Source organism: Amycolatopsis sp. NBC_00345 (genome assembly GCF_036116635.1).
Classification (GTDB): Bacteria; Actinomycetota; Actinomycetes; order Mycobacteriales; family Pseudonocardiaceae; genus Amycolatopsis.
Window position 1 is genome coordinate 6924858 of record NZ_CP107995.1, and the last position, 13596, is coordinate 6938453.

12 protein-coding genes are annotated in these 13596 nt (G+C 65.9%); 1 reads left to right on the forward strand and 11 read right to left on the reverse strand.

Annotated elements, in window-relative coordinates; translation table 11 throughout:
- Positions 1–5: 5 nt before the first annotated feature.
- The 4 genes from OG943_RS31060 to OG943_RS31075 all read right to left on the reverse strand — a co-directional run bounded on the left by OG943_RS31060 (position 6) and on the right by OG943_RS31075 (position 4615).
- Positions 6–1223: an MFS transporter gene (locus OG943_RS31060; protein WP_328604470.1), complete on the reverse strand. Its 1218-nt coding sequence runs from the start codon at positions 1221–1223 to the stop codon at positions 6–8.
- Positions 1224–1301: 78 nt separating this feature from the next.
- A complete protein-coding gene (locus tag OG943_RS31065; protein WP_328604471.1) occupies positions 1302–2600 on the reverse strand; it encodes a nucleotide disphospho-sugar-binding domain-containing protein in 1299 nt (432 codons plus the stop codon).
- Between the two features lie 136 nt (positions 2601–2736).
- Positions 2737–3363, reverse strand: a complete 627-nt coding sequence (locus tag OG943_RS31070) for a TetR/AcrR family transcriptional regulator (RefSeq protein WP_328604472.1) — start codon at positions 3361–3363, stop codon at positions 2737–2739.
- A 106-nt stretch (positions 3364–3469) separates the two neighbouring features.
- Positions 3470–4615, reverse strand: a complete 1146-nt coding sequence (locus tag OG943_RS31075) for a glycoside hydrolase family 5 protein (RefSeq protein ID WP_328604473.1) — start codon at positions 4613–4615, stop codon at positions 3470–3472.
- A 415-nt stretch (positions 4616–5030) separates the two neighbouring features.
- Between OG943_RS31075 and OG943_RS31080 the strand changes: the two genes are divergently transcribed.
- The gene (locus tag OG943_RS31080) at positions 5031–5471 is read left to right on the forward strand and encodes a helix-turn-helix domain-containing protein (protein ID WP_328604474.1); all 441 of its coding nucleotides are present in this window, start codon (positions 5031–5033) and stop codon (positions 5469–5471) included.
- A 474-nt stretch (positions 5472–5945) separates the two neighbouring features.
- On the opposite strand, the gene OG943_RS31085 is transcribed toward OG943_RS31080, so the two are convergent.
- From OG943_RS31085 to OG943_RS31115, 7 genes are all read right to left on the reverse strand, one after another.
- Positions 5946–7328, reverse strand: a complete 1383-nt coding sequence (locus tag OG943_RS31085) for a hypothetical protein (RefSeq protein WP_328604475.1) — start codon at positions 7326–7328, stop codon at positions 5946–5948.
- Positions 7325–9358: an N-6 DNA methylase gene (locus OG943_RS31090; RefSeq protein WP_328604476.1), complete on the reverse strand. Its 2034-nt coding sequence runs from the start codon at positions 9356–9358 to the stop codon at positions 7325–7327. Before OG943_RS31090 ends, OG943_RS31085 begins: the two co-directional genes overlap by 4 nt.
- A gap of 418 nt (positions 9359–9776) precedes the next feature.
- On the reverse strand, positions 9777–10745 hold the full coding sequence (locus tag OG943_RS31095) for an S-4TM family putative pore-forming effector (protein WP_328604477.1): 969 nt from the start codon (positions 10743–10745) through the stop codon (positions 9777–9779).
- Positions 10742–11608: a CBASS oligonucleotide cyclase gene (locus OG943_RS31100; protein WP_328604478.1), complete on the reverse strand. Its 867-nt coding sequence runs from the start codon at positions 11606–11608 to the stop codon at positions 10742–10744. Before OG943_RS31100 ends, OG943_RS31095 begins: the two co-directional genes overlap by 4 nt.
- A gap of 18 nt (positions 11609–11626) precedes the next feature.
- A complete protein-coding gene (locus tag OG943_RS31105; RefSeq protein WP_328604479.1) occupies positions 11627–12130 on the reverse strand; it encodes a hypothetical protein in 504 nt (167 codons plus the stop codon).
- Positions 12127–12531 (reverse strand): hypothetical protein, encoded by a 405-nt coding sequence (locus OG943_RS31110; RefSeq protein ID WP_328604480.1) that lies wholly within the window; start codon positions 12529–12531, stop codon positions 12127–12129. The genes OG943_RS31105 and OG943_RS31110 overlap by 4 nt, the downstream gene beginning before the upstream one ends.
- A 61-nt stretch (positions 12532–12592) precedes the next feature.
- Complete coding sequence (locus OG943_RS31115; RefSeq protein WP_328604481.1) at positions 12593–13504, reverse strand: AAA family ATPase; 912 nt, start codon at positions 13502–13504, stop codon at positions 12593–12595.
- Positions 13505–13596: the final 92 nt, after the last annotated feature.

Sequence of the window (13596 nt, forward strand, 5' to 3'; positions counted from 1 at the left end):
CCCGGTCAGCTCACCGCGTGCCGGGAGCGGCTCATGACGGCGATGCCGACGGCAGCGATCACGCCGTAGAGGGCCGGGGCGAGGAACACGTGGGGCAGCCCGAGCAGGTCCACGCCCACGCCGCCGGTCAGCCCGCCCAAGGCGCTGGCGACGGCGGTCGAGCTCATGAAGATCGCCGAGGCGGTCGCGACCGCTTGGGGCAGAAGGCGTTGGGCGACAATGATTCCCAGCGCGGCGAACACGCCCCACACCCCGCCCATGAAGATCTGCCCGGCGAACATGCCGGCGGCGTTGCCGGTCAGGGCGAAGCAGAGGTTGGCGCCGACGCCGAAAGCGGCACCGAGGACCATCAGGCGCATCAGGCCGATTCGGCGGGCGACGACCATAGCCACCGGCATGAGGATCAGCTCGATCAGGGGTTGTATGCCGATGACCGCGCCGCTCACCGCGGTCGGCAGGTGCAAGTCGTTGTGCATGTAGATCGGGAGAAAGCCGTACTTGATCGGCTCTCCCGCATAGATGAGCACGTACAACCCGGTGAAAATGAGCAGGGGCACCATGATCCGCAGCCCCGGGCGCTCAGGCTTGGTTTCGGCTACGACCTCGGGCCGGATCGGGCGGGCGCGCGAAAAGCCTATCGGGACGATCTGCGCCAGGGTGCATACGCCGGTGGCCACGAACATCACCCGCGGGTTGGTCGCGGTGGCCAGCAGTGAGCCGGCGACCGGGCCGACGATCCATCCGGCCGTCAGCGCCATCCGCACGATCGAGACGACACCGTCGCCGACCGGGCTCTCGGTGACCTGCAGGTCGTCGTGGACCGCGGCGAACAGCTGCGAGCCGGCGGCGCCGACGAAAGCCAGGACGACGGCGCTGATCACGAACGGCATCCACAGCTGGCCGGCCGCGGCCATGGCGCACCAGCCGAGGAATCCGGCCAGCGCGCACAACCGAAAGAGCCCGAGCCGTTTCCCGGTGCGGTCCGAGCGGGCGCCGACGAGGTAGCCGGCGACCGGGGCGGTGATGTTCGTGAGGTAGTACAGCCCGGCCGTGGTCAACGAGGCGTGCAGGTCGTCGACGAGGAACAGCGCGATCTGCGGGGCCGCGGCGGAGATGCCCAGCCCGGAAAGGAACAGCGCGACGGTCGCGCCGCGGTAGAGGGGCGAGTTCCACACAGTGCGCACCGCGGACGGTGCCGCGGCGACGGCGAGTTCTCGTGACAAGGCTGGTCCCCCGGGATGTCAGGTCTCGTGAGTGTTTATGACGGTTCTAACCGTCATAAACACTCACGAGGTCTTGGGTCAGCGGCGCTGTGCGATCAGCTCGCCGATCGAGGCGTGGATCTCGGCGAGGGCGTCGTGCTTTCCATACTGCGCACTGAGGTGCACGGCCGACTCCCGGTAGGCGGGCGTGTCAAGCACACTCTCGACGGCGTTGCGGATGTCGGCGGCCGCAGGACGCTGCGTGGCCAGGTTGACGGCCGCCCCGGCCCACGCCGTGCGCGCGGTGACCTCGACCTTGTCCTCGGTCTGTCCGGCGAGCACCATCGGCACACCGAGCTGCAGGGCCTGCTGAACCCCGCCGTAACCGCCGTTACTGACCAGAACACTCGTGTGCGGCAACAGCTCGGAGAAGGGGATGAACTCGGCGACCCGTGCGTTGGCCGGGACGTCAGCCAGCTGAGCGTCACGTCCGAGGGTCGCGACGACCAGGACGTCGAGGTCCGCGAGCGCCTTGAGAGTGGGCTCGATCAGCTCGGTGAGGTCGTGGTTCGCGATCGTCCCCTGCGTGACCACGACTACCCGCTCCGCCGCGTCCACCTCCGGCCACCACTCGGGCAGTGGTACGGACCGCGTCGAGCGCTCGTCCGGCACCGCGCCGACGAAACGCAGCGACGCGGGCGCATCGCTGCGCGGATATTCAAGATCTTCGATCGACAGGTGCAGGTAGCGGTCCGGCACCGTGACCGCGGCGTCGAGGAAGAAGGGCAGCTCCCGGGTCGCGCCCGTCGAACGGACGGTCTCGACAGCGAGGCTCTGGACCTCGGCGAACGCCTCCTGGACCGCGCCGTTCGCCTCGATGTTGCGCACGCGGCCTTCTGGCGACGCGTCCGGCGGCAGCCCGAGCCCGAAGGGGGCCGTGTCGGTGCTCGACATGGTGAGCGGCACGATCCCGATCCCGATCACCGCGGCCGGGCGGAAACCGGGAGCGCCGAGCCCCATGGGCATCGCGCCGAGGTAGGAGGTGTCGTGCAGGACCACCACCGGCTCGCCGTCGTACTCCGCGAGCAGTTCCTGCAGCGCGGCGTGCTGGAGCGGGATCGGCTTGATGAACACGTGGGTGAGATCCCAGGACAGCGCCACAGGGCCGGGCTCGAGCTCGGCGCGCTCAGGGTGCCGGGCGACCAGTTCCGCGATGTCGAAATCGGCCTCCCCGGGCAGCGAGACGAACCGCGCGCCGGTCTCCTCGATCGAAGCGCGGAAGCTGCTGCCGGTCAGGAAAGTCACGTGTTCACCGCGGCGCACCAGGTCCGCCGCGATCGGGCGCAACGGTGCCACGTGCCCGTAAGCCGGCGTCGCCGCGATGATGATTTGGGTCATGGCTCTGGTCTCTCTGTTCTCGAGGCATGGCCGCGCAGGCAACGCGATCGGACACGCCGATGATCGTAACGCACAGATTTTGTGTTCGCTAGAGCAGCATACGCACAGAAATTCTGTTCGAGGAGCCTGCTGCCGCTTAGTCGAACAGAAGCGTGGCGGCTGATTCCCACTCGCGGACGAGGTCGACGGTCCCGGGCGAGCGCAGCCACTGGATCTGGAGGCCGTCCATCATCGCCATGATGTGACGGGCCAGGAGCGCCGGACGATCCGTGATTTCCTTGGCCATGGTGGTGAACGCGGCGAGCGCCTGGCTTTGCCGTTTCGCGAAGTAGTCGTGGGTGGGGTGGCTCGGCGCGAGCGACTCGGCCTCGAGCACGAGGAACAGCCGCACGATCTCCGGCTGCTCCGAGTTCCGGCGCATCGTCGCCAGGCAGAGCTGTCGCAGGTCGACGCCGTCCGGGCCGCCCTCGGACCACTCGTCCGGCACCTCGTCTTCGCTGACGCCCAGCTGCGCCCGCAACGACCGCGCGTCTTCGATGTCCCGGTGGGCCAGTACCGCGATAAGCAACCCGGCCTTGGAGCCGACGTGGCGGAGCACGCCGGGGACGGTGAGCCCGCACCGGTCGGCCACGTCCTGCATCGACAGACCCCAGAACCCGCGTTCGGCGATGAGCGAGGACGTGATCTCCATGATCTGGTGCCGTCGCTCGGCGGCGGGCAGGCGTTGCTGGTCCCGCCGGTAGGAAGGTGCCCGCTCGGCCATGACCCTGGAGACCTTCCGTTCGCGGTGGCCATCGCGGCCAGGAGTGAGAAGCTTACTGACCCGTCCGGCCGAGTTTTGCCGGCCGGACGGGGTTGTGCCGGCGGGCTCAGGGATAAACGCCCGAGAGCCGATCGACGATGTTGGGCCGCTGCCAGCCTGCCGTGTTGCGGTTGAGCAGACCGAACTGGTCGTCGCCGACACCGGTGGAACCGTTGTCCCACACCACGACCTTCTGGCCGTACGTCTTCGCGTAGGACGCGATGTGCGACTCGTAGTTGGCCACCTCGTTGGAATTGTCCCCGCCGTTGTAGGGCTTGACGGTGGCGCCGAACTCCGTCCAGATCACGTGGATGCCCTTGCTGGTGAACAGCTGGTTCGCATGGTTGACGTCACCGTCGGGCAGGTAGTTCATCGAGCCGTCCCACGTCAGGTAGTTCGGCGCGGTCGCCGAGCAGAATCCCCACGGGTTGTAGGTGTGCACCGAAACCGCGACATGACTGTCGTTGGGCACCACGAGGTTGTCCGCACCGGTCCCGGCGTTGGCGCCGTAGGGCACGACGAGCAGCCAGCGGGAGGAGCTGTTGCCACCGGCCGCGCGGACGTCGTTGACGAAGTCCTGGTTCAGCGTGTTGATCGCCGCCCAGTTGTCGGATGTGCCGCCGCCGTAACGATTTCCGCCGTTGGCGTCCTGCGGCTCGTTCATCGCCTCGAACAGCAGGTGGTCGCCCTCGCCGTTGAAGTAGCCGGCGACCTGCCGCCAGATCGCGTTGAACTCGGGCTCGACCTGAGGCAGCCGTGAGGCGCTGGGAATGAGCCAGTTGTCCCCGCCGCCGTCGTGGTGGATGTTGACGTCGACGTACATCCCGTCGGCGATCGCCCAGTCGACGACCTGCTTGAGCCGGCCCAGGAACGCGGGGTCGATGGTGTAGTCCGGCGCACCGGTGGTGAGGTGCGGATACCAGGTCACGGGGATGCGCAGGAAGTTGAACTTGGTGGCAATCCGGTCGATCATCGCCTTGGTCGTCGCCGGATTGCCCCAGCAGGTCTCACACGGGGTGGCGTCGAAGGAGTTGCCGAGGTTCCAGCCGGCCTTGATCTCACTCCAGAGGTCCGCACTGCCAGTGCGGGGCGTGGCCGTCGCCGCAGTCGCGGTGCCGAGCCCCAGCCAGCCCGAGGACATGGCCAAGACGGCGACCAGTGCCGTACGCCAGGCCCGCCTCCGGGGCAAGCCGCGTTTCTCGATGGATCGCATCGGTTTTCCTCCTTGACCGCGGGGACGTCATCGTCTTGCTGGGGAGGTTCATTCCTTTTTGGCGGCACCACTCGGGGCCACCGCACGCGTCGCGAACGGATCAGCCTCTAGGGGACAGGGACGGGTGGAAGCGCCGCTCAGGAAATCGTGGAACGCCGTGGTGCCGTCATCAAGCGCCCCGCGGCGACGGTGCTTAGTTAGTAGCTACTAGCACCTTACTACGGCAAGGTCGCCGAACCTAGGGACGCGGCACACTCTTGGCGTATGCGGTCACGATGGAGACCTACACCGAGATTTCGTCGGACCAAACGAGAGCGGCCCTCAAGAAGCCCGGCGACAGCCTGCAACAATCCCGCTGCCATACGGGCAGCAAAAAAGCCCCTCCCAGATACCCGGAAAGGGCTTTTGACCTGCTGTGGACCTTGGGGGAGCTTATTACAACACAAAACCCCAGGTAGAAGCCCTGGATACCCTGCTCCAGAAGCTCTCCGGCCCGTCCACGCCCGCTCCGCCGCCCGTCGGCGGGCCTAAACCGGGTCGGGCACGGCAACTCGACGCGGTCCAGACCCAAGCGCTGATCCAGGGCTACCTGGACGGTGCCACGACCTACGAACTGGGTGCCCTGTTCGGCATTGATCGGCGAACGGTCAGCAACATCCTCCACCGCAACGGTGTGCAGATGCGCCGACGGGGCTTGTCCCCTGACGAAGTCAACGACGCCATCCACCTATACAACCTTGGCTGGTCACTGGCACGGGTCGGCGAACACCTGAACGTCGACCACACCACGGTGCTGACCAAACTTCGTGAACGCGGCATCCCCACCCGCGACAGCCACGGGCGACCGCGATCTTGACGGCTCAATCCCCGCTCGTCGAACCGGCCAGATTCAACCCACCGCCTTCCGCTCGCTGTCAGCCGTAGCGACCTATCCGATCCGTACCCGAACCACCATTCGGCCCGCGACCGCCGTCACGTTCCGACGCCGCTCTGGACCGCTGGGCGCTCGTCACAGTCATTGGTCGGTCCGCCGGTGCGGTATTGCTCGATCCAACCGGATCACTAACGGGGTTGAAGGCGTATGGCATGGCGGTTTCCCTGTTCAGAAGTGTCCTGGTCGACATGACCGTGTAGCTCGGCCCACTCTCTGACCATCGCTCGTTGCCGAGATAGACGTACAACAGACAGTCCTGCGAAGAAACCCGCGAGGGGCACCCAGCAGAACCGCGACCCATCTGGGCAAGTGCCTGGCTGGGGGCGTCGGCCTCTGTCGGGATTGTGCGGCGCACACTGGTTCCTTGGCAGCTGCGGATCTTGCAGGCTTGGTCGACTAGGCCACGGAGGTGTCCAGTTGTCCACTATGGACAACTAGCTCCGCTTCCAGCAGGGATACGGCCTCACGCATCGTCCGCGCAGCCTCGGAGAACAGCTGCCAGGCGTCCTCAGCCTCCTGCGCCGCGGTGTCGTCGATCCGTGGAAGGATGATCTCTTCCACTACATCGGGATTCATATGATCGATGACTGAACCGAACGACAGCGCGTTGATCTGTACGCGGGACTGGCGCGCTGCGATGGCGAGCCAAAGAGCACCAGGCCGCACTCCGGCACGGGGCGTCAGGCGCATAACGTCGTTGCTTGCCAGCCAATCGACCCGGTCCTCGGTGACAAGTGCTGCCGTACCCTGACGGCCCTCAGCTCGTCCAACGGCTCCAAAAATAGTCATGCCAGATCGGACTACGTACTTCTCAGGTTCGCGGAACGACCGGTCGGAAACGTACCGGAGGTTCACGGGCTCCAGCTGGAGCAATTGGCGCCCGGACAGGATGGGGCGGCCATGTTCGCCAGACACGTAGTACCGCTTGTAGCGGAGGGGCAGTGACGCCTGAGCGAGGTCGCCGCAACGGGTCCCACCGGCCGCCGCAACCTGCGAGCGTGCGGCGGCGACAAGAGGGTCGTAGTACGCGGCGTCCAAGCGGTCACGCACAGAGTCGGCAGGCAACGTCCAGCCATCTTGGAGGCGCGCACCTCGTGCGGGAAGTGGAAGATTCTCTTCTTGGGAGGCGAGCAAGGCGGCGAGCCGAGTGCGCGCTCCTGCTGCCGCTGCAACACTTCTCTCGGCTCGATCAACAATCCGACGGCGCGTGTCTGCCGGAAGAAGTGGGATAGGTATGGCGGCCACATCGGCGGTGGTGAGGTGGTCGATTACTGACCCGCTCTTGCCCCGGCGCAGCAAGGCTTGTCCGGTAGGCGTTTTCAGGAACGCGAGCGCGTAGGCGCGCATGGCCAGGTCCGGGATCTCGATACGGATCATGTCGTGGCTCAGGGCGAACTCGGCGACGTACTCGTCAGCGTAGGTACACGGGCCCAGGTTGCGGCCCGAGCATGTCTGCAACAGGGACCCAGGTGCCGGCCGCAGGTTCTCGACACCGGAGTTACGGTCGACAGAGAGTCGGTCTGATGCGGTGGGCAGATAGTCGAACACGTCGTAGGGACGCAAGTAAGGGATGCCGGGTTCTGCGGGAGCAGCCCAAGCACGGGCGAATCGGGGCGGGTCCCAGACCCGCGCGACATCGCCAAGGCGAACGGTCTCCATGCCAGTCGCCTCGAGCATGGCCAGCCGCTCGCTGGCCGCTACGCCGGGTGCAGTGAAGAAGTGGGCATCGAGCCGGTCGTTGACGAGTACCGATCGGGCACGGATGGTAGTGATGTTCATCGCTGCTCACCGAGCCACCGCAAGTAGGCGGTCGCGACGTCGGGCAGGTCGTCGTCGACGAGTCGTTCGAGGGTCTCGATGATGCTCAGCACTTCCTCGCCCGTTGCCGGGTCGATTTCGGGGACCGTCTCTGCACGGGTGACAAGCACGTCCTCCCCTGTCTCGGTCCGCCGGTAGAGGGTGTTGCCACGCTTGTCCTGGCCGATGTGCTCGGTGGCGGCCATGAAGATCGGGTATTCCAGGGTCCCGCTCTCCGCTGCGACGCGTTCCTCGTCCGACAACCGACGCACAATCACCATGGAGGTCTGGGTGTCGTTCTTGGGCTGGAACAACTCCCTAGCCATGTCCACGACGGCCAGGATCTGCGTATTAGCCATCAACCACGTGCGGACGTAGCCCAGCGCGGGGTTGTTGAGGATGCCGTTGGGGATCACCATCGCGATCCGGCCTGTACCGGGCTTTGCCAACTGAACGCAACGTTCGATGAAGAGGATCTCCGGCGGCTGGTTCTTCTGCAACACCCGGCGACCGTGCCGGTCCCGTCGCATCTGCCAGGCGCCGTCGGGCTGGCGGTCCCACATTGCGGCGAGGTCGTACTGGTCCAAGATCTCCTCATCATCGATGAGGATGTTGGCCCCGAACGGCGGGTTCGTCACGATCACGTCGAACGTGCCCAGCCCGACACGGTCGGCCGCGTCACGACCCCAGGTGCGCGGGTTCGACAGACTGTTCGTCTGCCACAGCCCGCCAGAGCCGTCGTTGTTCATGACCATGTTCATCTTGGCGGCCCTGACCAGACCAGGGTTGAGGTCGAGGCCGTACACCTTCTTCGAAAGGAACTCATTGCGCGCCCGATACAGTTCCTGACGCTCTTCCTCAGACCCTCGCGACGGGTCAGACCAGTTGGCTCGTTCCTCACGGTCGATATGGCTAAGCGCGTGATTCATGGCAGTAATCAGGAAGCCGCCGGTACCGCAGGCCGGGTCTATGAGCCGTTGGTTCGGCTGCGGGTTGAGCATCGTCACCGCCATTCGGCACGCATTCCGCGGGGTAAAGAACTCACCTCGGTCGCCACGAAGGTTAGATCCGACAATCTCTTCGTAGGCCACGCCCTTGACATCGACTGGAGAGGCCAGCAGCGAGTACCCCTGCAGCTGACTGACTACGAAGGCGACAACCGTGGGCCGCAGATCGATGACCGTGTCGGAGGCGGGGAAGATCGCACCGTACTTGGTGAGAACCTTGTCGTTGAACGCCTTCTGGATGCGTGTCTTGGCTGACGCCGCCGTGGTCGCGCTCGCTCGCTCCGAAGCTGTGACGTAGAAGTCCAGCTTTCGAGACCGCTCATCCTCGATCTTGCAGAAGATCAGTTTGAGTAGTTCCCAAAACGCCTCGGCCTTCTGCTTGCCTTCCGTCCCAGCGATGTAGTTGTGGCACCGTCGAAACGCGAACAAGAGATTGTCCGCAGTCGCTGGCTTGAGATCCTTCCGCTTTGGACGCTGGGCGTCCGCCTCGCTTTGCCCGAGCGAAGGTATGTCGATGATCTCGTCGAACGTGAACCCGCCGGCATTGTCGGCTCGCTTGGCGAGGCAATACTGCTCATCACCGTTGGTCCACAGGCCGTACTTCGCATTCAGGCACGCAGCTAGGTAACTGCGCAGCTGATCAACACCATCGGTTCGACTGCCGGGGTTTGTTCCTGCACGTTTTGTTTCAACCAGAACGTAGGCGTTTTCTTGTGCGTGCGCGGCGCCCGGTTGAAATACCACCACGTCTACTCGCTTACGCGATGAACCAACTCTGATCGGAAACTCGGGCTCGCAGTCGCGCGCGTCATATTTGTACTGGCGTACCAGAGCCTTCTCCAGGTTCTGGCGGACATACTCCTCTGGAGTGTCCCGGACATGACGGCCGGTGAGGAAGTCAGCGACCTTACCCTCCGGAATCGCTCCGCTACGGATTGTGACCGGTGGGGCGAGTGGGGCTGACATCCTGAGACGGACCTTCCTATGCGGGCAGATGTAGTCCATCCACGCTACCGTCACCAGGAGTCCTCAGAGACTCGACGTGCCGAACCGGCGCAGACGCCTCACGAGCAAGGGGTACGCCCTTTCGGGCGTGCTAGCACTTCGACCTTCGACTATCAATGCGATCTTGGCCATGTTCCGCTTCGATTGCCGACCCGCGACACGCACGGACGACCGCGATGTTGAACGGCACGTCTCGTCGATGCACGCTCCGTCGAGCTACTCGGCGGGTGAGGATGTAAGGCGACGCTGCAAGCAGGCCGGGCTGCACTGCTGCTTACGGCGCGGATGCCGGACGATTACACAGGTCGACAGCGATCACGGAGTATCCGCGTCACCGTGGAGCAGCAGGATGTCCCAATGACGAGCGTGCCGACGAAGACGGTTCGCGCCATCCGTTCCCGTCGCCGTTATCGCGGCGCTACGCGGGTGGCCGCGTGTGCTGCGCCAGTCGAAGGCGATGGCCTTCCGCGGTGTCGGCGAAATCGCGTTCGTCGCCGTCGCGGAAGCGTTTGTAGAACCACTCCGACACCCTGGTGGGATCCAGCCGGGTGCGCAGGACGCCGTCCTGTACATCGCGGGCGACGTCGCGCAGGCGATGCCACTCGGTGTCGGGAACGGGGCCGGGAAGTCCATCGCGGAGTTCACCGTTGACGACCTTGGCCAGTCGCTCGCGCTCATCGGCGACGCGCTGTTGGCCTGCCCAGATCTCGATGGCGATCTGATAGGCGGCCAAGGAGGGGACGAAGAAGCTGAGCAGCGTGTCCGGGAGGGTCGCGTTTGCGACCGCGAGGCCGGCGGCCAAGCCGATCGCGGTCCACAGGACCGCGGCGGCGGCTACGAGGTAGCCGTAGCGGCGGCGGAGACGGGCATCCCAGGCCAGGTTTTGTTCCTGGGCAATGAGGATGTCGTAGGGGTGGTGGACGTCGGCGGTGGAGTCGTACCAACCAGCGGTGATGCGCTCGTCCTTGGCACCGCCGAGTTGGAGTTTGCGCGCGAGTCGGTAGACGTCGGGTTCGGGGATGGGGTCGCCCGCGACGGTGGAGCGCCACGGCAGGTGGAACAGGTCGGTGTCGAACTTTTCCTGGAGCAGAGCGCCCTGCCGGGCTGTGGTTCCGGCCAGGCGCTTGAGCAGGAACGCGGAGACGATGAACCAGAAGAAACCGACGATGGACACCACCGGTCGGCCGTGGCCGAACAGGGTGACCAGGACACCGGCCGCCGCGAGGAAGGCCGCCGCGACGACCCGTACGGCTTCGAGGAGTTGGCCGCGTTGGTGACTTGCCGACGCGGCGCGCTGCAGTCGCAGCATGTCGTCGTCGAGTTGCCGCTCATGGATCGCTCGCGGCGGCACGCCGTGCACGCCACTCGTGTCGGTGAAGATGGTCATGGCCTCGTCATCCGGTTGCCGAACAGCTTCTTCCACTCGTCGTAGGCGGCGCGCTCCTGGCCTTCGTCCTCCAGGTCCACGGCTCGTTCCGCGATGACGCGAGCCTGGTTGAGCGCGTCCACCGCGACCAGCTTCTGCGTTGCGTTCATGACTGCGTTGACGTCGCCGCCCAACCCCGCCGGGTCGGGCCATTCGTCGCCGATCCGTTCGGCTGCGGTGGCCAGGAAGAGCACGATCTCGTCCTGGTAGCGACCGAACGGCGGCTTCACCAAGGACTGGGCCATGACCTCCAGGAGGAAGGACGGGGACACGGGCTCACCGAGTTCACGGTTGACACCCTTGATCATCTTGACGAAGGGGACGTACTTGCCGCCGCAGTCGGCGTTCTTGGCGATGCTCAGCTCGTGGTGGCGCTTGGGGTTGGTCGCGATCCAGCCGCCCGCCGAGGGGTTGGGGATGAAGTAGCCGCCGCCCTCGCGGTCGAAGGCTGGGACGACGTCGATCGACATGACCTCGTCGTCGCCGGCGTAGGGGATGACGATGGCCATGCTGTCTCGGTGGGCGGCGCTCCACTTCTGGCGGAGCAGCGTCTCCAGGGCGTTGATCACCTGGATCGGCGCCTGGTCGCGGTAGCCGGCCTGGGAGCCGTTGGCGTCGATGACGATGAAGATGTCGATGTCCTTGAGCTTCTTCGTCTTGGTGTCGCGCCGGTAGCTGCCGGTGAGGAAGTCGTCCGCGAGGTCCCAGTGCAGCTTGACGTAGTCGCGGATGGCCGCGTGCCGCGCTTTCGCCAAGTCCTGCTCGGTGGTGGTGATCTCCAGGTTGCTCTTCAGCTTGACGAAGGCGTCGTCGATGTATCCCATACCCTGTCCTATTTGGTCTTAGTTATGGAGGTAGCGCATGCCCGTCGAGGCGTGCGGCGCGGAGCCGAGGGTGCCGAAGGTGATGCCGCGCAGGCCGTCGGTGCTCGCCCGATGGCCAGGTCCCCATCCCGACTGCTCGGTGCGTGGCCCGTTGAAAATGCAGACGAGCTGATAGGTGGTGCCCGCGGGCACACGGTCGAACTTGGCGCGGAACCGGGCGGCGCGGGCGCGCGAGGCGGTGAACTCGGCGTTACCGTCCCCGGAGGTGGTGTAGGACACCGGGAACTCGATCACGGGTGACACCGCGCCCGAGGGCTGGTGGCACTCGAGGACGACCATGTCGAGCGAGCCCTCTTCGATCCACGCTTTGAACGCGTTCTCGTTCTGCACCCAGTCGCGGTGCAGGCGGTCCATGTTGACGCCCAGATCGGAGAGGATGTCGGTGATCGTCCCGAGGATGACGTCCGTCAGGTGGGTGGCGGTGTGGGTGCGGGTGTAGCTGTAGGTGTACGTGGAGGTCATCGCTCCGTCACCGCCCGTCGTAGCGCCGCGTGGTCGATCAAGGGACCGGAGCTGGCCGCCTGCGTTTGTGGCGTGGGCGGTGAAGCGTCGGACAGACGGGCGTGGCCACTGGCCGCGGCCTTCACCTGATCTTGGAGCGGCTCCGGGGAGGGCAGGTAGATGGTGAAGTCGTCCGCGCCCGCCGCGCCGGGGACCGGGTTGAGGTTCTCCTCGAAGGTCAGCGCCGCCGTGCCGGAGACCGTGGTGATCTCGCAGTGCACCTTGCCGGCAACCAGGGTGATCGGGTGCCGCTCCAGGTGTCCTGCGGCGATCAGCATCCGCCCGACCGTCTCGGCGACCGACAGGGCCTGGTCGGCCTCGTCGCGGGACAGGGCGGAGGACTGCGCAACGGTGTCGGCCACCAGGTTCGCAATCACCGTCCAGGTCGCACTGGCGCTACGCACGGGCGAGGCCGCTACCTCCCTAATTCGCAGCACGGGATGCCTCCGGGTGGCTCGTCGTCGCCTCGCCGACGGCGTTGCGGACCGCCGCAGCCAAGTCGTGCTCGGTGAGGCTGCCGGGGTCCAAGACCGTGTCCAGCCGATGGGCCATCGCCTCGAAGACCGCCTTGCGGGCACGGCGGCCGTCCAGCCCCCGAGCGGTCTGGGCGATGCCGTCCACCGCGGCCGAGCGAGCCAGCTCCCGCAACGCGGGGTACTTGTCGGCGAGCGCGAGCAGCGTGGAGGCCAGGATCTCCCGCAGCGCCTCGGCCCCAGGAAGTGGGACGAAGATGGCGGCATCGGAGCGGGAGAGGAACGCCTCGTCGAGCGCGGACGTGAAGTTGCTGGTCGCGACGAAGAACAGGTGCGGGTGCTGGGCGGCGTTCAGGTCCAACGCGGTGAGCACCGCGTCCGTGGCGCGATGCACGTCGGCCGGGTTGGCGGCCAGCGACGCCGCCGACCTGGCGACCGCCATCGACTCGACCTCGTCGAGGATCACGACCGTCGGCGTGCCGTCCGACGCAAGGCCCGGCACGTACTCGCCGAGAAGTTCGCTGACCCGCTGCTGCGACTGTCCATGTTCGGCGCTCATCAGGCCATGCGGGTTGATCTCGATCCGCCGGACCTTGCCTCCCGCCACATACCGGGCGATCTGCGCGGGCAACCCCCGCGCCAGGGTCGTCTTGCCGGTGCCGGGTGGGCCGTAGAGCGTGCACAGACCATGCAGCGCCGTCACCGTGAACGGCAGCTCCGGGCGCACCAGCAGCGACAATAGGGTCTGGTTGCGCAGCCGCTCCTTGATCTCGTCCGGCACCACGATGGCGTCCCACAACGCTGTCTCCGCCGAGTCAGCGCCGATCACCTCGTCCGCCAGCACACACTCCTGGACCTTCACGTTCCGACTCCTGTCCCCCACGCGCGCGGTGGTACCTCAGATTTCAACATCATCTTCTAGATTTTGAGTAGACTACACGACGTTGAGACCCA

Bases quoted from the DNA above. Each gene is read 5' to 3' on its own strand.
- OG943_RS31065 (WP_328604471.1), bottom strand. From the start codon at position 2,600: ATGACCCAAATCATCATCGCGGCGACGCCGGCTTACGGGCACGTGGCA.
- OG943_RS31070 (WP_328604472.1), bottom strand. From the start codon at position 3,363: ATGGCCGAGCGGGCACCTTCCTACCGGCGGGACCAGCAACGCCTGCCC.
- OG943_RS31075 (WP_328604473.1), bottom strand. From the start codon at position 4,615: ATGCGATCCATCGAGAAACGCGGCTTGCCCCGGAGGCGGGCCTGGCGT.
- OG943_RS31085 (WP_328604475.1), bottom strand. From the start codon at position 7,328: ATGAACATCACTACCATCCGTGCCCGATCGGTACTCGTCAACGACCGG.
- OG943_RS31090 (WP_328604476.1), bottom strand. From the start codon at position 9,358: ATGGACTACATCTGCCCGCATAGGAAGGTCCGTCTCAGGATGTCAGCC.
- OG943_RS31095 (WP_328604477.1), bottom strand. From the start codon at position 10,745: ATGACCATCTTCACCGACACGAGTGGCGTGCACGGCGTGCCGCCGCGA.
- OG943_RS31100 (WP_328604478.1), bottom strand. From the start codon at position 11,608: ATGGGATACATCGACGACGCCTTCGTCAAGCTGAAGAGCAACCTGGAG.
- OG943_RS31105 (WP_328604479.1), bottom strand. From the start codon at position 12,130: ATGACCTCCACGTACACCTACAGCTACACCCGCACCCACACCGCCACC.